This window comes from Georgenia thermotolerans (genome assembly GCF_009193185.1).
Lineage (GTDB): Bacteria > Actinomycetota > Actinomycetes > Actinomycetales > Actinomycetaceae > Georgenia > Georgenia thermotolerans.
In genome coordinates this window covers 1-19,870 of sequence record NZ_VUKF01000024.1, presented here as the reverse complement: position 1 = coordinate 19,870, position 19,870 = coordinate 1, and the positions used below count along the sequence as shown (strand labels likewise).

The following is a 19,870-nucleotide window of genomic DNA, read 5'->3' as shown; positions in this document are numbered from 1 at the left end:
GCGCGTGGCGGCGGCATGGTCGCGCGCGGGTGCCGCCGGGCCCGCGCAGCGCCCCGGGACCGGCGGGCGGCCGGGCTGTGACACCCTGGCCGGGAAAGGGGGACGCGATGATCAAGGTTGCGGGCCGGGCGGCGGTGCCGCCGTTCGCGGTGATGGACATCCTGGACCGGGTGGCCCAGCTGCGCGCCGCCGGGCGCGACGTCATCTCGCTGTGCGCGGGCGAGCCCTCCGGCGGGGCCCCGGACGACGTCCAGCGCCTGGCCGCCCAGGCCCACGCCGACCGCCTCGAGCTGGGCTACACCAGCGCCCTGGGCCTGCGGACGTTGCGCGAGGCCGTCGCCGAGCACTACCGCGCCTGGTACGGCCTCGGGGTCCCGGCCGAGCACGTCGCCATCACCACCGGCTCCTCCGGCGCGTTCGTGCTCGCCTTCCTCGCCGCGTTCGACGTGGGCGACCGCGTCGCGCTGGCGCGCCCCGGCTACCCCGCCTACCGCAACATCCTCCGGGCGCTCGGCTGCGAGGTGGTGGATATCGACTGCGGCCCCGCCGACCGGTTCCAGCCCACGCCCGCCGCCCTCGACGCCGTCGTCGCGGACTCCGGGCCGCTGGACGGCCTCGTGCTCGCCTCGCCCGCCAACCCCACCGGCACCATGGTCACCCGCGCCGAGCTCGACGCCCTGACCCGCTGGTGCGCGGCCCAGGGGGTCCGGCTGGTCAGCGACGAGATCTACCACGGCATCACCTACCCGGCCGACCCCGCGGCGCCCGACGCCCGCGGCGTGTGCGCCTGGGAGCTGGACCGCACCGCCGTCGTCGTCTCCTCGTTCTCCAAGTACTGGGGCATGACCGGCTGGCGCCTCGGCTGGGCCCTTATGCCCGCCGACCTCGCCCCGGCCATGGACGCCCTCGCCGGCAACGTCGCGCTGTGCCCGCCGGCGCCCGCGCAGCTGGCCGCGCTCGGCGCGTTCACCCCGGCCGCCTACGCCCAGGCGGAGGAGCGGGTGGCCGACTTCGCCCGCACCCGGTCCGTCCTGCTCGGCCGGCTGGACCGGCTCGGCTGGGGCCCGGTGGCTCCCGCCGACGGCGCGTTCTACCTCTACGCCGACCTGGGTGAGCAGCTGGGCCACTTCCCCGACTCCACGGCCTGGTGCGCCGCCCTGCTCGAGGAGGCCGGCGTCGCCGTCGTCCCCGGCAGCGACTTCGACGGCGCCAACGGGCACCGCTTCGTCCGGCTCTCCTTCGCCGCCGGCGCGGCGGCGGTGGCCGAGGCGGTCGAGCGCATCCTCGCCTTCCAGGCCGCGCACGCCTGACCGCGGGCACGGCCGGCCGACCGGGCTAGGAGACCGCCCGCACCGCCGAGATCCGGTGGATCGCCACCGTCAGCTCGGACTCGCGGTCCAGGTCCAGCACGCGCACCCGCCCGCCGTCGACGTGCACCGGGCGCACCCGGCGTCGCTCCGCCCGGCCGGTCGCCCCGACGAGCACCATCTCCACCGCGCCGCCGGCCTCGGCCGCCTCGCGCAGCACCACCAGGGCGTGCACCGGGTCGGTGGCCGCCGGCGTGCCGGCGCCGCGGCGGGCGGCGTCCCGCCGGGCCTGCTCCTCCCCGGCCTGCATCCGGGCGACGACCCCGCCGAGGTCGCCCGCGTCCAGCCGGCGGCTGTAGGTGCTGCTGGCCGCGCCGGGGAAGGTGGGCAGGCCGCGCACGCGGCCGTTGCGGCCCCGCGGCCCGGGGCGCGGGCCGCCCGCGCCCAGTCCGGTGACCACGACCGTGCCGTCGGGGCCCTCGAGCACCGGCGCCAGCCCGGCGGCGTGCAGCGCGTCGAGCACCTCGGCGGGGTCGGCCGGGGAGACCAGCACCGTCGGGGCGATGCTGCGCAGCCCCAGCTCGGCCAGCGCCGGGGCGGCCTGCAGCGTGGCGCCCGCGGCGGCGTCCTCGACCCGCAGGTAGGCGCCGGCCGTGCCGACCCGCACCTGACCGTGGCGGCGGGCGACGTCGCGGACGAGGTACTCCAGCGGCTGGGGCAGCGGGGTGCGCGAGCGCGCGGCGAGCGCGTCGAGCAGCTCGGTGGCGCCCAGGCCGGCGTCGAGGGCGCGGCGCACGGACCCGGCGGTGAACCGCACGGTCAGCGCGGCGCCGCGGGACTCGACGTCGGCGCACGCCGCGAGCAGCTCCGCGAGCTCCGGCTCGGGGCGGCCCGGCACGACGGCGGTCAGGTCGCCCTGGACGAACAGCTCACCCACCGGCGCGGGCAGCGAGGCCTCCAGCGCGGCAGCGACGGCGTCGACGTCGTCCCCGGCGAGGACCGCCCGCCCGGCCGGGGACAGCGCCCCCGCCCCGGTCAGCCCGAGCAGCTCGGCCTCGGCGAGCACCGCCGCGACCGTGCGCTCGGGCGCCGTGGCGCGCGGGCGGTGCCAGGTGAGCCGGGCGTGCACCTGGGCGGCGTCCGGCGCCGCCCCGGCCGGCAGCTCGGCCAGGACGCCCAGCGCCCGGGTGCGCAGCTCCACCGCCCAGCCGCGCTCGAGGGTGGGCTCGAGCGCGGCCCGCAAGGTGCCGGGGTCGGACCGGGTGCCGACGAGCCAGGGGGTCCGGGCCGACCGCAGCCAAGCCCTCGCCAGCCGGGCCCAGCGCACCGGCACGGGATCCTCGCGCCAGTCGAGGGCCTCGCGCGACGGGGCCCACGCCACGCCCTCGTCCCCCTCCTGGGCGAGCAGCCCCGCCATGGCGGCGAGCTCGGCGACGAGCGCGGCCTCGGCGTCGCCGACCTCCAGCGCCCCGGCGGTCCGGCGCAGCTCCCGGACCCCGATGCCGCCGGTGCGCAGCACGGTCGCCGGCTGGGCGTGCCAGGTCTGGAGCAGCAGGCCCACCAGCCGCACGATCTCCTCGGCCGCCCGGGCGCTCTCGGCCTCGACGACCGGCGCGGGGTAGCTGCGCACCGCATCGGCCGGCGGGCCGGGCGGCTCGCGGTGGGTGCGTCCGCCTCGGACGGCGAGGGCGACCTCGCGGGGAAGCACGACCTGGGTGGGGGACAGGCGCCGCAGGAGGCCGTGGTCGAGCAGCCAGGCGGCGCCCTCGGGCAGGTGGTCGGCGGCCACGGTGCCCACCGGCGGGCCCCAGGTCAGGGCGTCCAGGGTCCCGACCGCGCTCGCGGGCGCCTCGCGCACGGCCGCCTTGAGCGCGGCGGCGGTGGTTGGCGCGGCTGGGGCGGCGCCGTCGTGCGTCGCCGGCGCGGGGCCGGTGTTGTCGAGCTCGGTCAGCGTCGGCCCGAGGCCCGCCGGGTGCGGGCCCAGCGCCTCGGCGAGGGCGGGGACCGGCAGGTCCTTGACCAGCAGGGCGAGCTCGGTGAGGCGCCGGTGCGCGGGCGTGGCGTCGAGGCCGACGGCCTTGGTGAGCGCGGCCGGGGTGGGGCGGTGCAGCGGCGCGAGGGCGACGGCCGCCTCGGCGACGGCGAGCTCGACGGTGTCGAGCCCGGTCAGCGCGCGCTCCACGCTGGGCCGGGACCCGGAGCGCGCGGCGAGGGCGGTGAGGGACGACGGCGGCGGGGTGGCCAGGTCGGGCCGGGCGACGAGCAGCGCCGCCAGCCGGTCGTCGTCGCGCCCGGCCAGCTCGGCCACCAGCGCGGTGCCGGTCGCGACCGCGGCGCGCCTCCTCGAAGTAGCCATCCGCACCACACTACGGCGAGGGCGCCGGCGGGCGGTGACGACGGCCGGGATCCGTGGCGTCGCCGCGTGGCTCGCCGCCGCCAGCTGAGGCGGTTCACCGCCGGCAGCTGACCGGCTCAGCCGCCCCGGTGCGGGACCTCGAGCAGGCCCCGTACCGGCGTGAGGTTGTCGAGCATCGAGGGCGGGAAGCCCTGACAGAGCCGCGCGAAGAGTGCGTCGAGGTCGCGGAAGTGCTGCCTGACGAACCGGTGCACGACCGCGCCCGCGGCACGGAGGGCGTCCTCCCGCACCTTCTCGGCGTACAGCGCCGCGCCCGGCGCCGTGCCGTTCGCGGCGCGGTACTTCTGGAGGCCGTCGTACTCGGCCAGGACGAGGCGAGTCTTGGGGGCCTTCACCGACCAGCCGAGGTCGCTGAAGAAGACGCCCTCTGTCGTCTCCACGGCGAGCTGCGCGACCGGCCGGGGCAGCCCCCGCGAGACGGCGACCCACCGCAGGTCCGTCTCGCCGGCCGACTCGGAGAACGCGTCGGCGGACTCGACCACCGCACGCGCCCTCACCACGCCACGGTCTCCACGCCGCTGGGCCAGTCTCGCTCGCAGCGACTCCCGGACCGCCTCCACCCGGCGCGCGGAGCTCACCCGGTCGAAGCGGTCGGGGCGGGCGAGGATCCGCATGGCGCTGTCCGCGATGGCGAGTGCCTCCCGCGGGCGCATCGTCCGGGCGCAGTCGACCACGGTGCGTTCCAGGGACGTCACGCGTACCCCGCTGACGATGACGATGTCGGTCTCGGGCAGATCGGCGATGAGATGCCGGCGCAGGGCCGAGCCTCCCTCTTGTGGCGGCCTGACCCATTGGCTGATGTGCGTGGTCGCGTCGTTCCAGTAGACCCAGCATCCGTGGATGAGGGCGGCTGTGCGGTGGCTGAAGATGAATTCGCACGACAGCTGACGGGCGAGCGCGGCGCAGCGGGAGAGGGCGAGGTGCTCGAGCTGGCGCCACTGCTCCGGTGCCTCGAGGGGAGGGGCATAAGCGCCCCTGCGCACCTTGACGAGCTCACCGGCCCGGACGGCTGGCCGAATGGCGTCGTAGCCGACGTCGCGAACGAGCACGATCTGCGGCAACGGGCGCGACCGGGGCAAGGCGATGGACATGGCCCCGACAGTCCCAGCGCGTGCCGTCCTCGCGCTGGGGGCGCCCCTTCCTCTGTGGATGCGCTCGCGGCGCCGGCGGCTCGAGCGGCTCCGGGGTGGCGCGTCGGGGGTTCTGGCCCAGCGCGGGCGACGTGCGTACGAGCGTTGGTGGTGAGTGCGAGCTCCAGGGAGCTCGCACTCACCACCAACGCTCGACTTCAGCGAGAGGGGACTGTGGGGACACCCGGCACGGGCGGCTGGGCACGGTTGGGAAGGGATTCGAGCAGGCCCCGCACCGGCGCGCGGCGGGCGGGCACGGCGCGCCCTACGCCGTCGCCTCCTGCCACGTCCCGAGGAACCGGCGCACCTGCAGCGCCGACACGGTCGCTGACGGCCCGCCGGGGTTGAGCAGCAGGCCCTGAGCGCCCAGCTCCAGCACCAGCTCGAGCACCCCGCCGACGCTCAGCCGGTGGAAGCGCATGGTCCGGTCCCACGCCGCCGCCTCGACCGCGGAGGTGAAGGCGAGCAGCTTCTCGCTGCCGCCCGTGTCCACCACCAGGGGCTGGATGTCCTCTCCCTGGCCGCGGTCACCGACGAAGAGGATGCCGCCCGGCACCCGCAGGGCGTCGAAGAGATCCTGCATGGTCAGGTCCGGCCGGGTCAGCGCGTTCTTCACCGGCGCGTTGTGCCCGGCCTGCAGGGCGAACTCGACCTGGTCGCGGCGGATGCCCAGCGGTGGTCCCGCCGGGTCGATGTACAGCCACCGCGCCTCCGGGTCTCGCACGAAGAAGGCCAGCACCCGGTCTGCCGGCTGGACCAGCGAGCGCGGCCCCTCCTCGTCCTCCTCGCGGAACTTCACCAGCTCGGCGTGCCCGGTGAAGGCGGGCAACGCCTTGCTGCCGTCGGGGGCGCGGATGAAGTTGATGACCAGGCGGGTGACGCCCCCACGGGCCTCGTCGCCGAAGGTCGAGCCGGTGGCGTCGAGCACCAGCTGGCCGCCGAAGGCCTGGCGCAGCACGTCGAGGGCGTTCTCCGCGGTCTGGTCGGCGGCGTAGGTCTCCAGCGCCGTGCGCACTGGCGCGTTGTCGGCGGGCTGCCCCTCGGCGGCCGGGCGGGAGTAGGAGTCCCCGCGGTGCGCGGCCGCGACCACCTCGCGCGGCGGCCCCGGCAGGGAGCGGAAGTGCAGGTCGACCACGCCGTCGTCGGCCAGCTGCGCGGGCGGGACGTGGGAGACCATGTGCACCGTCCACCGCGGCGGTCCCTCAGGAGCCGGGATCTGCTCGACGACGGCGAGGATGTGCACGCCGTCCTCCGCCTCCTGGCCGCGCATCAGCGCCCACACGCCCCGGTCGTCGGTGAACGCCAGCGGCAGCCCGAGCAGCTCGACCAGCTCGGTCAGGGTGGCCTCGCCGTCGATCGTGAGCTCGCGCTGCCAGGGCCGGCGGCCGTCGTCGCGGGCCACGGCGTCCCGGTCCACGCGTACCCGGAGACGGGGCGACGGGACGGACATCGACGGCTCCCTCCGCGTGGCCGGCATGGTTTTCCAGGCTGACCCACCCGCGCGCGAGGCGCGACCCGGGGGCGGGTGCAGGTTTCGGCCCGGCGATCCACCCGGGACGAAAAGGGCGCGGTGACCCCCTGGGCCGAAAGGGGGAGTGCTCGCGGCCGCCCGCCCGGTATCCTTGACCCCAGGAAGCGGCGCCAGCACGGCTGGCGCCTTCGTCGCGTATGAGGAAGAAGTGAGGTCGCCCCGTGCCTACCGGCAAGGTCAAGTGGTACGACGCCGCCAAGGGCTTCGGATTCATCGCCGCCGACGACGGCGGTGAGGTCTTCTTGCACGCCTCCGCGCTGCCCGCGGGGGCCAGCCCCAAGCCCGGCGCGCGCGTCGACTTCGGCGTGGCCGAGGGCCGCCGCGGCCCGCAGGCGCTGTCGGTGACGGTGCTCGAGGAGCCGCCGTCGGTCGTGCGCGCCCACCGCAAGCCGGCCGAGGACATGGTGCCCATCGTCGAGGACCTCATCAAGGCGCTCGACCGTACCTCCAACTCCCTCCACCGCGGCCGCTACCCGGAGAACAGCAAGAAGCTTGCCCAGCTGCTCCGGGCCGTCGCCGACCAGTTCGACGCCTGAGCCCGGCGGCGGATCCGTCCCGAGAGCAGCACCTACACTGAGCGACGTGTCAGCAGCAACCAAGACGCCCCGCATCACCTCGCGCGCCGGCAAGGAGACCGTGCTGGCGGCCCCCGCGGCCGTCGAGCTCGCCCGCCAGGCCGCCGAGGAGCTCGCGCGCCCGGGGGAGGTAGGGGACCACCTCGGCATGGTCGTCGAGGGGGACCGGCTGATCACGCACGTCTTCGAGGCCCGGGTGCCCGGCTACCGCGGCTGGCACTGGGCGATCACGCTCGCCCGCCCACCCCGCGGCCGGGTGGCCACGGTGTGCGAGGCCGAGCTGCTGCCCGGCGAGGGCGCGCTCCTGGCCCCCGAGTGGGTGCCGTGGTCGGACCGGCTGCGCCCCGGCGACGTCGGCCCCACCGACGCCCTGCCCTACCTGGCCGACGACCCGCGCCTCGAGCAGGGCTACGAGGCCACCGGGGAGGAGGACGCCGACCGGCTGGCCATCTACGAGCTCGGCCTGGGCCGCCCGCGCGTGCTCTCCCCCGAGGGCCGGCGCGAGGCGCTGACCCGCTGGTACGACGGCGACCGCGGCCCGCAGGCCGCCAGCGCCAAGGCCGCCAAGGGCCAGTGCTCCACCTGCGGCTTCCTCATGAAGCTCGACGGCTCCCCGCGCACGGTGTTCGGCGTCTGCGCCAACGAGTGGTCGCCCGACGACGGTCGCGTGGTCTCCATGGACCACGGCTGTGGCGCGCACTCCGAGACCGACGCCCCGCACCCCGCCTCGCTGTGGAACCCCTCCGCCCCGGTCATCGACGAGCGCGACCTCGAGGTCCTCGCCACCCACCCGGTCGCGCCGGAGGTCGTCGAGACCGTCGAGGCCGACGCCGAGGGCGAGACCGAGGCCGCCGCGCCGGTGTCCGAGCCCGACCAGGAAACGGCCGGTGAACCGGTCGCCGCGGCCGAGACGCCGTCCGGCGAGCAGACCACCGCGGCCGAGACGCCGACGGACGAGCCCCTCGTCGACCGGGACGTGCCGGCCGAGATCGCCCAGGAGGAGGCGGCCGAGTCCGCCGCCGACGCCGTGCCCGAGTTCGGCGAGCCGGAGCCGGCCCAGGACGACGCCGCGACCGACCGTAAGGGTCTCGACCAGGCCTGAGCGGCCCGCCTCCGGGCCGGTGGGATGATGCGGCGGTGCCCGACGCACCGGACCCCTTCGACACCACCGCCCTGCGCGACGCCGCCGTCGCGACCTGGCTGCGCGACCCCTCCCGCCTGCGGCAGGACGCCAACCTCGAGGAGGACCACGCCCGCGGCTACTACCGCGACCGCGTCGTCGTCGAGCTCACCCAGAACGCCGCCGACGCGGCCGCGGCCGGCGGGGCACCGGGCCGGCTCCTGCTGCGCCTGACCACCGGCGACGACGGCGCCCGGCTGCTCGCTGCCAACACCGGCGCCCCGCTCACCGCCGACGGCGTGGCCGCCCTGGCGAGCATGCGTGCCTCGGCCAAGCGCGCCGGCGCCATGGTCGGCCGCTTCGGCGTCGGGTTCGCCGCCGTGCGGTCGGTCAGCGACGAGGTCACGATCGCCACCCGCACCCCCGCCGGCGTCGCCGGGGTCGCCTTCTCGCTCGGCCGCACCCGCGAGGTCCTCGCCGGCGCCGGCGCCCAGCTGCCCACGCTCGGGGAGGAGGTCGCGCGCCGCCACGGCGACCTGCCCGCGCTGCGCCTGCCCTTCCCCCACCTCCATCCACGGGTACCCGACGGCTACGTCACCGCCGTGACGCTGGCGCTGCGCGGCCCCGACGAGGTCGCGGCGGTGCGCGCCGCCCTCGCCGAGGTCTCCGACGTGACCGTGCTCGCCCTGCCGGCGCTGATCGAGATCGTCGTCGAGGCCGACGGCGCCACGCGGCGGATCGCCGACGTCGCCGGCCGCTGGCTCACCGTGCGGGCCACGGGCACGCTCGACCCGGTGCTGCTCGCCGCCCGGCCCGTGGAGGAGCGCGAGCGCGCCGGCTGGAGCCTCACCTGGGCGCTGCCACGCCGCCGCAACACGGACGACGCCGCCCGGCCGGCCGCCGGGCACGGTGCCGGCCCCGCGCACGTCGCCGTGCAGGACCGTCCCGCCCACCTGGGTGAGCGGGACGGCGACGGCGTCGCCCACCCCGGCGTCGTGCACGCCCCCACCCCCACCGACGAGCCGTGCACCCTGCCCGCGCTGCTCGTCGCCAGCCTGCCGCTGGACCCCTCGCGCCGGCACGTCGCCGCCGGCCCGCTGACCGACGCGCTGGTCGCCCGGGCGGGCGAGCTCTACGCCGACCTCGCCGCGGTCGCGGCCGAGGCCGGGGAGGACCCCCTCGCGCTGGTGCCCACCGGCCTGCCCGCCGGCCCCCTCGACGCCGCCCTGCACGCCGCGGTCCTGCCGGCGCTGCGCCGCGCGCCGCTGCTCGCCGAGGTCGGCGGCGGCGACCGGCTCCCCGCCCGCGCCGCCCAGGCCCTCGCCGGCCCGCTCGGGCAGGACGCCGCCGTGCTCGGCGCGCTCGCCCGGATGGTCGGCGGCCTGGTGCACGTGCCGCCCGGGCACCACGGCCAGGCCAGGGTGCTCGGCGTGGCGCTGCGCGAGCTCACCGACGTCGTCGACGCGCTCCCCGCGGCCGGCCCGCCGCGGCGGTGGCACGAGCTCTACGTCGCCCTCGCCCCGCACGCCGCCGCACATCGCGAGGCCCTGGCCGGGCTGCCCGTGCCGCTGGCCGACGGGCGCACCGTCCGCGGCGCCCGCGGCGTGCTGCTGCCCACGGCCGGCCTCGCCCGCTTCTGGGCCGAGACCCCGTCCGCCGCGGCCGCCTTCCCCGGGTTGCGGGTCGTCCACCCCGAGGCCGCCCACCCCGTGCTGCACACCCTGGGCGCCGTCGAGGCCGACGCCGCCGCCGTGCTCGCCGAGGAGGCGGTCCGCGCGGCCGTCGCGGCCGGGGGCGACCTGCCCGGCGCCGACCTCGAGCACGCTGCCACCGCCGACGGCGCCCTCCCGCCCGCCGTCGCCGCGGTCCTGGACCTGGCCCAGCACGCCCGTCGCGAGCGTCCGGACGCGGCCCTGCCGGGCTGGCTCGCCGACCTGCCGCTGCCGGGCGAGGAGGGGACGTGGTGCCGCGCCGCCGAGCTCGTGCTGCCGGGCAGCTGGGCGGCCGGCGTGCTCGACGCCCTCGACCGGCTCGCCCCCGCCGTCGCCGCGCGGTGGGACGCCGCCACGCTGCGCGCCGTCGGGGTCCGCGAAGACCTCGTCGTGACCACGGTGCGCGACGTCGTCGCCGAGCCGGCGGGCGCGGAGGAGCCGGTGGAGGGGTGGGCGGACTACCTCGTCCACCTCGGCGCCGTCCTCGGCCCCGGCGCCTACGTCGGCGACCTGCCCGCCGTCGCCGATCTCGATGCCGTCGCCGAGGACGCCTGGCCGGACCTGCTGGCCCGCCTGGCGGAGGACCGCGACGCGCGCGCCGCGCTGCTCACCGAGGTGCGCGCCGTCTCCGGCGGGCGGGCGCCGGGCCGGCGGGCGCCGTCCTACACCGCCTGGTGGCTGCGCGAGGAGCTCGGCGCCCCGTTCGTGCACCCGCGCGCCGGCGCCCGGGCCCGGGTCCCCTTCCTGCCCGACACCCCCGCGGGCCTGGACCGGCTCGACGACGCCGTGCTCGCCGCCCTCGGCGCCGTGCGCGACCTCGACGAGCTCGAGGGGCCCGGGTGGGAGGCGTACGTCGCCGCCTGGCCGGCGGAGGGCAGTCTCGCCATGCCGGACGCGGTGGCCCTGTGGCGCGGCCTGGCCCGCGCCGCCGACGGCGGGCTCGAGCTGGCGCCGGCGGCCGTGCCCGTGCTCGACGCCGGGACGGCGCGGATGGTGCCGGCCGACGACGCGCTGGTCGGCGCCCCGATGTGGGCCCAGGTCGGCCCGGTGCTGCCGGCGCCGCCCGCCCTGGTCGAGCCGGTGGCGGACCTGCTCGACCTCGACGCGGCCGCCGAGGCGGCCCCGGAGGCCGCCGGCGCCGTCCTGCAGCCCACCCCGCCCGCCGCGCTGGCCGTGCTGCCCGGCGCGCCGGCGCAGTGGTGGGAGTGCGAGGAGCTGCGCGTCGAGGGCGTCGAGGTCGAGTGGTGGGCGGCCGACGGCGCCGCCTGGGCCACCACCACCGCCGGCCTGGCGCGGGCGCTCGCCCAAGCGGCGGCGGCGTGGCCGGCACGGCACGTGGTCGAGGCCGCGCTGGCCGAGCCCGCCCGGGTCGACGAGCTGCTCGCCGAGCAGGCGGGGGACTGACGCCGGCCGCTCGAGATGTCACCCCGCCGGATGTCGGGAATCATGCAGGAAACTCACAGGATTCTCGCCAAGGGGGGCAGAGAGAATGTCTGAGACGTCCGATCGCGCCGGGTCGCCGCCGCCACGCCGGGCCGGCGTGCGGACCCTGGAGGGCCCGGGAACCTACCGCACCTTCGACGAGGTGCAGGAGATCCTCAGCCCGGCCGAGCAGCGCCTGGAACGGATGCGCCGCACCGTGGGCCTCTTCCTGGGCCCGGTCGCCGGCGTCGTCGTCTACCTGCTCACCGGGAGCTTGGACGCCCCGGCCCAGAAGCTCGCCGGCATCCTCACCTTCGTCATCGTCTACTGGATCACCGAGGCCATCCCGATCCCCGTCACGGCGGTCCTGGCCATGGCGCTGGTCGTGATCGTGGACGTTGCGCCGGCCGCCGACGTCTTCGCCCTGTTCGGCAACTCCACGCTGTTCGTCTTCGTCGGCGGCTTCATCATCGCCGAGTCGATGCGCAAGCACGGGCTGGACCGCCGCTTCGCCTTCGCCGTGCTCAGCGTGCCGGGCGTGGGCACCTCCACCGTGAAGGTCATCGTCGCCTTCGGCGCGATCACCGCGCTGCTCAGCGCGTTCGTCTCCAACACCGCGACGGCGGCGATGATGATGCCCATCGCCGCCGGGATCGTCGCCTTCCTCGCCGGGATCATGGCCGCGCAGTCGGGCGAGGAGGTCGACCCCCGGCGGCTGCGCTTCGCCACCGCGCTGATGCTCATGGTCGCCTACGGGGCCAGCGTCGGGGGGCTGCTCACCCCGGTGGGGAGCCCGCCCAACCTCATCGGGCGGGGCCTCATCGAGGAGGCTACCGGGCAGACCATCCCGTTCTTCACCTGGATGGTGCTCGCCTTCCCCATCGTGCTGGTGATGTTCGTGGCGCTGTGCGTCATCCTCGTCGGGCTCAACCGCCCGGAGGCGAGCCGCATCGACGGGGTCGAGGAGTACGTGCGCCAGGAGCGGGCCGCGCTCGGGCCGATGGGCCGGGGCGGGCGCAACACGCTCATCGCCTTCGCCGTCGCCGTGGTGCTGTGGGTGACCCCGGGCGCCGTCGCGCTGGTGACCGGCGGCGAGGGGCCGGTCTACGAGACCGTCACCGCCCGCCTCAACGAGGGCGCGGTGGCCATCGTGGCCGCCAGCCTGCTGTTCCTCCTGCCCATCGACTTCAGCCGCCGCCAGTTCACCATCAGCTGGAACGACGCCGCCCGAATCGACTGGGGGACGATCCTGCTGTTCGGCGCCGGCATCACCCTGGGGAGCCTGCTCGGCTCCACCGGGCTGGCCAAGACGATCGGCGGCGCGCTGAGCGACACCCTCGGGGTGAGCTCGCTGCTCGGGCTGACGCTGCTGGCGACGGTCGTGGCGGTGATCATCAGCGAGACCACGTCGAACACCGCCAGCGTCGGCGTCGTCGTGCCGATCGTCATCCCGCTCGCCGAGGCCGCCGGGGTCAACCCCGTCATCCCGGCCGTGGCCGCGATCTTCGGGGCGTCCTTCGGATTCATGCTGCCGGTCTCGACCCCGCCGAACGCCATCGTCTACGGCACCGGCATGGTGCCCATCATGAAGATGGTCCGCTCGGGCGTGGTCTTCGACGTCATCGGCATCGTGCTCATCGTCGCCGGCGTGATGGCCATGGGGTCGCTGCTGGGGCTGGGGTAGCCCTCGGGCGCGGGCAGGCGGAGGCGGACCCCGGAAGCACCGGCGGCCCGGCGTGGCTCACTCGCAGCCGACGCCGTCGCCGCTCACTCGCAGCCGACGCCGTCGCCGTCGCGGTCCAGGTGCGCGCCGTACCCCGGATCGCCGCGGTGCACCGGGGCCGCGCCCGCGGCGCGGGCCGCCGCGCAGTTCGCGTAGGGCTCGGCCGCCGGCGCGGGGGCCGGAGCCGGGGCCGGCGCCGGTGCGGGTGCCGGGCCGGCCGCCCCGGCCGGTGCCGAGCCGGCCGCGCCGAACCCCTCGGGCAGCGGCTGGTCCGGGCACGTCGAGAGCACCCGCACCATGGCGTCCTGCTCCGCCTGGGTCACCCACAGCCCGTAGGTGGCCTTGACCCCCACCTGCCGCGCGACGTACGCGCAGCGGTAGGCCTTGTTCGGCGGGAGCCAGGTGGCGGCGTCGGCGTCGCCCTTCTGCCCGTTGAGCGGGCCGTCGACGGCGAGGAGGTTGCGCGGGTCGTTGGCGAAGGCCACCCGCGTGCCCCCGTCCCACCCCTGTGCGCCCTTCTGCCAGGCGTCGCTGAGGGCCACCACGTGGTCGATCTGCACGTCGTTGGACGTGCCGTTGCCGCGCACGAACGCGATCGTCGCGCCCGAGTAGGGGTCGGCCAGGGTGCCGGTGAGCACGACGCAGTCGCGCGTGCCGGGCTTGAAGGTCTCACCCTCGAGGTCGCGGGCGAGGATGTCGTTGCGGGTGTCGCAGCCGTTGTGGTCGACGTCGACCCATCCGCTGCCGAACAGGTCCCGCTCGTAGCCGGTCTTGGGGGCGCGCCCCTTGACCTCGAGCTGCTGGGCCGCGGCCATCGCCGACCCGGCCACCGCGGCCGGCGGCGTGGGCGCTGCCGCGGGGTCCGTCGGGGCCGAGGTGCGGGGGGCGGGAGCGGGCGCGGTGGTGGACGCGGGCGCGCTGGTCGCCGTTGCGCTGCCCGGGTCGGCCTGCTGGGCGGTGGCCCCGCCGCCGCAGCCGCCGAGCGACACCGCCGCAGCGAGCACGAGGCCGACCAGGCCGGCACGGGGGGAGAAGGAGGAACGGCGCACCACGGTCAAATTATGGACCCGGGCCTCGTGAAAAACGGCGGCTTCGGACGCCCGGCGCAAGGGTGTGAGCAGCGACTCGGTCCGCCCGGCCCGGCCGATGGACGCGCGGAGACGCGGCTCGGGCTCAGTGTGCCCGGCGGGTGGCCAGCAGGCGCGCCTCGAGGGCATCGGCCGCGGTGGCCCCGCCGCCGGCGGCCGCGAAGGCGGCGGCGACGACGGTCGCCTCGCGACGGCGGCGCGCCGCCTCGCGGACCGCCGCGCGCAGGCGCGGGGCCGTCAGCCGGCCGGACCGCACGGCGGTGCCCGCGCCGGACGTCACCACCCGCCGCGCGACCTCGAGCTGGTCCCGGCCGAACGGCACCACGCAGACCGGCACCCCGTGCGCCAGCGCCTTCTGCGTGGCGCCCATGCCGCCGTGGGTGAGGGCGCACGCCGCCCGCTCCAGCAGCGGCCCGTGCGGCACGAAGCGTTCGACGCGCGCGTTGGGCGGGACGGCGAAGTCGGCCGGGTCGCCCGCGGGCACCGTGGCGACGACGGTGACCGGCTCGTCCGCCAGGGCCTCGAGCGCGACGCGGACCAGCGCGCCGTCGTCCTGGAACTCCGAGGACGTGGTGACGAGCACGAGCGGGCGGCGGACCTCCGCGAGCCAGGCCGGCGCCGCGGCGGGTGGGTCCCAGTCGCACGGGCCGACCAGCACGACGCCGGAGGGCCAGTCGCGCCGCGGGTACTCGAACGGCTCGGCGGTCATGGCCAGCAGCAGGGGCGGGGCGAGGTAGATGTCGTCCGCCGAGGCCAGCGGGGGCACGCCGACGCCGGCCCGCACCGCGTTCAGCGGGGGCAGGGTGGTGCGCGCGATGGTGCCCATGACGAGCGGCCGGACGAGCCGGTCGCGCAGCCGGCCGAGCGGCCCGCGGGCGGGCGGCAGCCCGGGCCCGAACGGCGGGGCGTCCGCCGAGCTCAGCGGCAACGGGAAGGGGCAGTAGGCCGCCCACGCACCGCCCCAGGCCTCGGCGGCCGCCATGGCACCCCAGGCGTTGATGTCGACGAGCACGGCGTCGGGACGGTCCCGGTCGATCGCGGCGCCCAGGTCGGCGGCGTCGAGCGGGGCCCGGCCGGCGAAGGTGCCCACGCTGCGGCGCAGGCTGTCGCGCGCACCCCGCCCGCGCCAGTCGCTCAGCGCCATGGCCTCGACGGCCGGGCCGAGCGCCGTGGCCGCCATGCCGCGGGCGCGCAGCGCGTCGACCTCCGCCGCCAGGGTGCGGACGGAGACGGTGTGGCCGCGGCGCCGGAGCTCGTCGAGCACGGGGACGAGCGGGAAGAGGTGCCCGCGGGCGGGCGAGGTGTACGCGAGGACGTGGGCCATGGCCATCACTCCAGGAGGGGCTCGAGCAGCTCCACGACGGCGAGCTGGGCCTGGCGGCGGCTCAGCCCCGCGTCGCGGCGCAACAGCTTCCACACGTAGACGTCGCACACGGCGACGAGCTGGGCCAGCCGCCGGTCGCGGTCGGTCCCGTGCCGGCCGGTCAGGGCCGGGGCGAACACCCGCGCGCACCAGGCGCGGTGATAACAGCGTCCCTCCTCGACGACGGCACGCAGCCCGGGGACGCGCGGTGCCTCCTCGAGCAGGCGCAGGACCTTGTCGCCGACGTCCTCGTAGTGGTCGAACAGGACCTCGACCGCCCGGACCAGGTCTCCGGCCGGGGCCTCGTCGCGCTGGGCGACGATGCGCCGGCGCTCCCGCTCGGCCACCGCGGCGAACAGCCCCTCCTTGCCGCCGAAGCGGCGGATGACCGTCTGCACGCTGACCCCGGCGCGCGCGGCGACGTCGACGAGGGAGATCTGGTCGGTCGGGCGCTCCCAGAACAGCTCCAGGGAAGCGGCGAGGATGCGCTCGCCAGTGGCCGCCGTCGACTCGGCGCGGGCGGCCATGCGGTAGGCCCGGGACGGACCACCTTTCATGTCAACGAGACTAACGCGAAAGTGGGCGCCGCGACAGGGCTCCGCCGCCGCGGATGCGCCCTACGCTGGGCCGGAGGAGGCCCCGATGACGCAGCCGACCCTGATCAACTCCGTGGTCCGCGCGCTGACCCTGCTCGACGCCGTCGGCGCGTGCGGCACCCCCGTGCCGGCCAAGCGGCTCGCCCACCTCACCGGCCTGCCGCTGGGCACCACCTACCACCTGCTGCGCACCCTGGTGCACGAGGGCTACCTCGAGCGCACCGGCGAGGGCTACGTGCTCGGGGACCACCTGGACGCGCTCGCCGCGACGCCCCGGCCCGCGCCGAGCCCGCACCGGACCCGCCGGGTGCTGCGGCAGCTCCACGACGACCTGGGGGCCGCGGCCTATCTCGCCGTCCTGGACGACGGCGAGATCCACGTCGTCGACATCGTCGACAGCCCCGCCGCGCCCCGCACCGACCTGTGGGTCGGCGTCCACGAGGCGGCGCACGCCACCGCCGTCGGCAAGGCCGTGCTCGCCGCGCTGCCAGAGGCGGACCGGCGCGACTACCTCCACGCCCACCCGCTGCTCGACCTCACCCCGCACACCGTCACCGACCGGCGCGCGCTGCGCGAGCTGACGGCGGGCGGTGAGCTCGTGCTGGACCGCGAGGAGTACGCCCTGGGCACCGTGTGCGCCGCCATGCCGCTGCCCACCGGCGCCGTGACCGGCGCCGTCGCCGTCTCCGTCCCCGCCGCCCGCGCGCGAGCGGTCCTCGGGCGCCCCGACGCGCTGCGCCGGGCCGCCCGGCTGCTGGCGCTGGCCGGGACCACCTGATTCTCACCATCTGAAAACTTCGCCGTTGCCGGGCGCCGCGGCCCCGGCCGACAGTGGCCGCACGGACATCAAGCCAATGGAGGCACCGTGTCGACCTCACTCTCCCAACCCGCACCCGTCCCCGAACCGACCGAGGCCCAGGCGCCCGGTCAGCACCTGCCCGACGACGTCCGCCGCAACCTGTTCGCCACCATGGTCCTCAGCCGCACCTTCGAGGAGGCCATCCTCCGGGAGTACCACGCGGACAAGGGCCCCGGCTTCGACATCGGCAAGGGCCTGATCCCCGGCGAGATGCACCTGTCCGCCGGCCAGGAGCCGGTGGCCGCCGGCGTGTGCGCCCACCTCACCGCCGACGACGCCGTCACCGCCACCCACCGCCCGCACCACTTCGCCGTCGCCCACGGCGTGGACATGCGCAAGATGACCGCCGAGATCTTCGGCCGCGCCACCGGCCTGGGGCGCGGACGCGGCGGCCACATGCACCTGTTCGACCCGGCGGTGCACTTCTCCTGCTCGGGCATCATCGCCGAGGGCTACCCGCCCGCGCTGGGCGCGGCCCTCGCCTTCAGGCGCGCCGGCACCGACGCCGTCGCCGTGGCGGTCACCGGCGAGGGCGCCGCCAACCAGGGCGCCTTCCACGAGTCGCTCAACCTGGCGGCGCTGTGGAAGCTGCCGGTGGTCTTCGTCGTGGAGGACAACGAGTGGGGCATCTCCGTGCCGCGGTCGGCCTCCACCGCCGTCACCTCCAACGCCGCGCGCGCCGCCGGCTACGGCATGCCCGGCGAGCGGGTGGAGGACAACGACGTCGAGGCCGTCTACGCGGCCGCCGAGCGTGCCGTGCGCCGCGCCCGGGCCGGCGAGGGGCCCACCCTCATCGAGGTGCGCACCCTGCGCATGTGGGGCCACTTCGAGGGCGACGCCCAGGGCTACCGCCCCGAGCTGGCCACCGTCGCGACCCTGGACCCGTTGCCCCGGTACGAGGCCCGCCTGCGGGAGGCCGGGATCGTCGACGACGCCGCGGTCGAGCGCATCCGCGCGGAGGCCTCCGAGCGCGTCGAGGACGCCGTCCGCTTCGCCAAGGACAGCCCGCTCCCGGACCCCGCGGAGGTCCTCCACCACGTGTTCGCCGAGGAGGCAGGACGATGACCCAGACCGACACCCGCAACCAGGCGCCCGAGACCGGACGGCGCCTCAACACCTCCAAGGCGATGGTCGAGGCCATCGCGCAGGAGATGGAGCGTGACCCTGCCGTCATCTACCTGGGGGAGGACGTAGGCCCCTACGGCGGGATCTTCTCCTCCACCACCGGCCTGCAGGAGCGCTTCGGCAAGGACCGGGTCATCGACACCCCGATCTCCGAGACGGCGTTCATCGGCATGGCCGTCGGCGCCGCCACCGAGGGGATGCGTCCCATCGCGGAGCTCATGTTCGCCGACTTCATGGGCGTGTGCCTGGACCAGATCTACAACCACATGGCGAAGATCCACTACTTCTCCGGCGGCAACGTCACTGTGCCGATGGTGCTCACCACCGCGGTCGGCGGCGGCTACTCCGACGGCGGCCAGCACTCCCAGACCCTGTGGGGCACCTTCGCCCACCTGCCCGGCATGAAGGTCGTCGTGCCCGCCACGCCCGCCGACGCCAAGGGGCTGATGACCGCGGCCATCCGCGACGACTCCCCGGTGGTCTACATGTTCCACAAGGGCGTCATGGGCCTGCCGTGGATGGCCAAGAACCGCCGCTCCGTTGACGTCGTGCCCGAGGGGGAGTACCTCGTGCCCATCGGCAAGGCCCGCACCGCGCGGGCGGGCACGGACGTCTCGGTCGTGACCCTTTCGCTCTCGGTCCACCACGCGCTCGACGTCGCCGACAAGCTGGCGGGCGAAGGGATCGACGCCGAGGTCATCGACCTGCGCTCGCTCGTGCCACTGGACCGGGCGGCGATCCTGGAGTCGGTCGGCAAGACCGGCCGGCTGGTCGTCGTGGACGAGGACTACCACTCCTTCGGGCTCTCCGGGGAGGTCGCGGCCACCGTCGTGGACGAGGACCCGACGCTCCTGCGGGCGCCCGTCCAGCGCGTCACGATGCCCGACGTCCCCATCCCGTACGCGCACAACCTCGAGTACGCCGTCCTGCCCCGCCACGACCGCATCGAGGCCGCCATCAGGAAGGTCCTAGAATGACGGAGGTGCCCTTCCCGGCGCTCGACGAGACCCGGCCCGACGTCGAGGGCCTCTTGGCCACCTGGTACGTCGCCGACGGCGAGACCGTCGCGGCCGGCCAGCTCCTCGCCGACGTCCAGGTGGACAAGGTGGATGCCGAGGTGACGGCGCCCGGCGGGGGCACCATCCACCTCCTCGTCGGCGAGGGAGACGAGATCCGGCAGGGGTCGCCCATCGCCCGCATCGAGTAGACGCCGAGGCTGCCGGGGCGTGCGGCCGACCCCGGCAGCCCTCTGGCGGTGCCCCCCCCTGGCAGCCCCAGGCCGGGGCCAGATGTGCTGTGACGCAGGCCATGCGTCGGTGGTTTGACCGTCGGTTCGGGGTCTGCCTAATATTTCGGAGTCCCGCCAGGGAGGCACGGACACCGAGATGGTGGCCGGTCCCGCGGGAAGCCCCCGGATTCAGTGGTCATGGCGTTGCCGTGCCTGCTGGTGGGGTGGCCAGTTCGGAACCAGTGCGTGATGGTTCGCCACTCAGAGTGGCGGGTTGACAGGCCGGGCCGGGTTGGTTAAGATTGAGAGGTTGCCCCGGAGGGGTTGGGAACTGGGTTCCTGGCTGCTGATGGTGTGTGTCTGTTCTTTGAGAACTCAACAGTGTGCCAAGTTTTTGATGCCATATGGATTCGTGGGCGTCGTCGTGCCGGCCGGTTTGGTTTGGTGTGGTGGTGTTCGCGGGTTTTGTTTTGTTTTGGTTACACGCTCCCTTGCCTGCCTCGTCGGGTGGGGGGTGTGATGCCATGGATTGGCCCCGCGTTCTCGTGGGGTTTGTCTTCGTATGGTTTGTCGCCGGTTCTTCGGGGCCGGTTTGGCAGCATTTTTTTACGGAGAGTTTGATCCTGGCTCAGGACGAACGCTGGCGGCGTGCTTAACACATGCAAGTCGAACGAT

Annotated in this window: 15 protein-coding genes and 1 rRNA gene; 10 read left to right on the top strand and 6 right to left on the bottom strand. The window is 76.0% G+C overall.

Going from position 1 to position 19,870, the window contains the following annotated elements; translation table 11 throughout:
• Positions 1-107 precede the first annotated feature (107 nt).
• Positions 108-1,310 carry an aminotransferase class I/II-fold pyridoxal phosphate-dependent enzyme gene (locus GD970_RS12385; RefSeq protein ID WP_152203211.1) on the top strand — a complete coding sequence of 401 codons (1,203 nt, stop codon included), beginning with the start codon at positions 108-110 and terminating at the stop codon, positions 1,308-1,310.
• A gap of 25 nt (positions 1,311-1,335) precedes the next feature.
• On the opposite strand, the gene GD970_RS12380 is transcribed toward GD970_RS12385, so the two are convergent.
• The 3 genes from GD970_RS12380 to GD970_RS12370 all read right to left on the bottom strand — a co-directional run bounded on the left by GD970_RS12380 (position 1,336) and on the right by GD970_RS12370 (position 6,303).
• The gene (locus tag GD970_RS12380) at positions 1,336-3,663 is read right to left on the bottom strand and encodes a helicase-associated domain-containing protein (RefSeq protein ID WP_152203210.1); all 2,328 of its coding nucleotides are present in this window, start codon (positions 3,661-3,663) and stop codon (positions 1,336-1,338) included.
• A 116-nt stretch (positions 3,664-3,779) separates the two neighbouring features.
• Positions 3,780-4,814, bottom strand: coding sequence for a hypothetical protein (locus tag GD970_RS12375; protein ID WP_152203209.1), 1,035 nt, complete (start codon positions 4,812-4,814; stop codon positions 3,780-3,782).
• A gap of 304 nt (positions 4,815-5,118) precedes the next feature.
• Positions 5,119-6,303 carry an SseB family protein gene (locus GD970_RS12370; protein WP_152203208.1) on the bottom strand — a complete coding sequence of 395 codons (1,185 nt, stop codon included), beginning with the start codon at positions 6,301-6,303 and terminating at the stop codon, positions 5,119-5,121.
• A 242-nt stretch (positions 6,304-6,545) separates the two neighbouring features.
• Here GD970_RS12370 and GD970_RS12365 point away from each other — a divergent pair, with 242 nt between their 5' ends.
• The 4 genes from GD970_RS12365 (at position 6,546) to GD970_RS12350 (ending at position 12,897) form a co-directional block, all read left to right on the top strand.
• On the top strand, positions 6,546-6,920 hold the full coding sequence (locus GD970_RS12365) for a cold-shock protein (protein WP_152203207.1): 375 nt from the start codon (positions 6,546-6,548) through the stop codon (positions 6,918-6,920).
• A 46-nt stretch (positions 6,921-6,966) separates the two neighbouring features.
• Entirely contained in the window at positions 6,967-8,061 is a 1,095-nt protein-coding gene (locus GD970_RS12360) for a DUF3027 domain-containing protein (RefSeq protein ID WP_152203206.1), read from the top strand.
• 35 nt (positions 8,062-8,096) lie between these two features.
• Positions 8,097-11,195, top strand: coding sequence for a sacsin N-terminal ATP-binding-like domain-containing protein (locus GD970_RS12355; RefSeq protein ID WP_152203205.1), 3,099 nt, complete (start codon positions 8,097-8,099; stop codon positions 11,193-11,195).
• A gap of 85 nt (positions 11,196-11,280) precedes the next feature.
• On the top strand, positions 11,281-12,897 hold the full coding sequence (locus GD970_RS12350) for an SLC13 family permease (protein WP_152203204.1): 1,617 nt from the start codon (positions 11,281-11,283) through the stop codon (positions 12,895-12,897).
• An 83-nt stretch (positions 12,898-12,980) separates the two neighbouring features.
• Here GD970_RS12350 and GD970_RS12345 read toward each other — a convergent pair whose 3' ends face one another.
• From GD970_RS12345 to GD970_RS12335, 3 genes are all read right to left on the bottom strand, one after another.
• Complete coding sequence (locus tag GD970_RS12345; RefSeq protein ID WP_226925321.1) at positions 12,981-13,988, bottom strand: GmrSD restriction endonuclease domain-containing protein; 1,008 nt, start codon at positions 13,986-13,988, stop codon at positions 12,981-12,983.
• A 121-nt stretch (positions 13,989-14,109) separates the two neighbouring features.
• Positions 14,110-15,348: a nucleotide disphospho-sugar-binding domain-containing protein gene (locus GD970_RS12340; protein WP_152203202.1), complete on the bottom strand. Its 1,239-nt coding sequence runs from the start codon at positions 15,346-15,348 to the stop codon at positions 14,110-14,112.
• Positions 15,349-15,353: 5 nt separating this feature from the next.
• A complete protein-coding gene (locus GD970_RS12335; protein WP_152203201.1) occupies positions 15,354-15,944 on the bottom strand; it encodes a TetR/AcrR family transcriptional regulator in 591 nt (196 codons plus the stop codon).
• An 85-nt stretch (positions 15,945-16,029) separates the two neighbouring features.
• Here GD970_RS12335 and GD970_RS12330 point away from each other — a divergent pair, with 85 nt between their 5' ends.
• The 5 genes from GD970_RS12330 to GD970_RS12310 form a co-directional block, all read left to right on the top strand.
• A complete protein-coding gene (locus GD970_RS12330) occupies positions 16,030-16,761 on the top strand; it encodes an IclR family transcriptional regulator (RefSeq protein WP_152203200.1) in 732 nt (243 codons plus the stop codon).
• 192 nt (positions 16,762-16,953) lie between these two features.
• Entirely contained in the window at positions 16,954-17,907 is a 954-nt protein-coding gene (locus GD970_RS12325; RefSeq protein ID WP_152203254.1) for a thiamine pyrophosphate-dependent dehydrogenase E1 component subunit alpha, read from the top strand.
• Entirely contained in the window at positions 17,904-18,944 is a 1,041-nt protein-coding gene (locus GD970_RS12320) for an alpha-ketoacid dehydrogenase subunit beta (RefSeq protein WP_152203199.1), read from the top strand. The genes GD970_RS12325 and GD970_RS12320 overlap by 4 nt, the downstream gene beginning before the upstream one ends.
• Positions 18,941-19,174 carry a lipoyl domain-containing protein gene (locus tag GD970_RS12315; protein WP_152203198.1) on the top strand — a complete coding sequence of 78 codons (234 nt, stop codon included), beginning with the start codon at positions 18,941-18,943 and terminating at the stop codon, positions 19,172-19,174. Before GD970_RS12320 ends, GD970_RS12315 begins: the two co-directional genes overlap by 4 nt.
• A gap of 626 nt (positions 19,175-19,800) precedes the next feature.
• Positions 19,801-19,870 (top strand): 16S ribosomal RNA (locus GD970_RS12310); the annotation flags it as partial.

Coding starts and splice junctions, on each gene's coding strand:
- GD970_RS12315 (WP_152203198.1), top strand. CDS start 18,941: ATGACGGAGGTGCCCTTCCCGGCGCTCGACGAGACCCGGCCCGACGTC.
- GD970_RS12380 (WP_152203210.1), bottom strand. CDS start 3,663: ATGGCTACTTCGAGGAGGCGCGCCGCGGTCGCGACCGGCACCGCGCTG.
- GD970_RS12375 (WP_152203209.1), bottom strand. CDS start 4,814: ATGTCCATCGCCTTGCCCCGGTCGCGCCCGTTGCCGCAGATCGTGCTC.
- GD970_RS12350 (WP_152203204.1), top strand. CDS start 11,281: ATGTCTGAGACGTCCGATCGCGCCGGGTCGCCGCCGCCACGCCGGGCC.
- GD970_RS12325 (WP_152203254.1), top strand. CDS start 16,954: ATGGTCCTCAGCCGCACCTTCGAGGAGGCCATCCTCCGGGAGTACCAC.
- GD970_RS12320 (WP_152203199.1), top strand. CDS start 17,904: ATGACCCAGACCGACACCCGCAACCAGGCGCCCGAGACCGGACGGCGC.
- GD970_RS12385 (WP_152203211.1), top strand. CDS start 108: ATGATCAAGGTTGCGGGCCGGGCGGCGGTGCCGCCGTTCGCGGTGATG.
- GD970_RS12335 (WP_152203201.1), bottom strand. CDS start 15,944: ATGAAAGGTGGTCCGTCCCGGGCCTACCGCATGGCCGCCCGCGCCGAG.
- GD970_RS12330 (WP_152203200.1), top strand. CDS start 16,030: ATGACGCAGCCGACCCTGATCAACTCCGTGGTCCGCGCGCTGACCCTG.
- GD970_RS12370 (WP_152203208.1), bottom strand. CDS start 6,303: ATGTCCGTCCCGTCGCCCCGTCTCCGGGTACGCGTGGACCGGGACGCC.
- GD970_RS12340 (WP_152203202.1), bottom strand. CDS start 15,348: ATGGCCCACGTCCTCGCGTACACCTCGCCCGCCCGCGGGCACCTCTTC.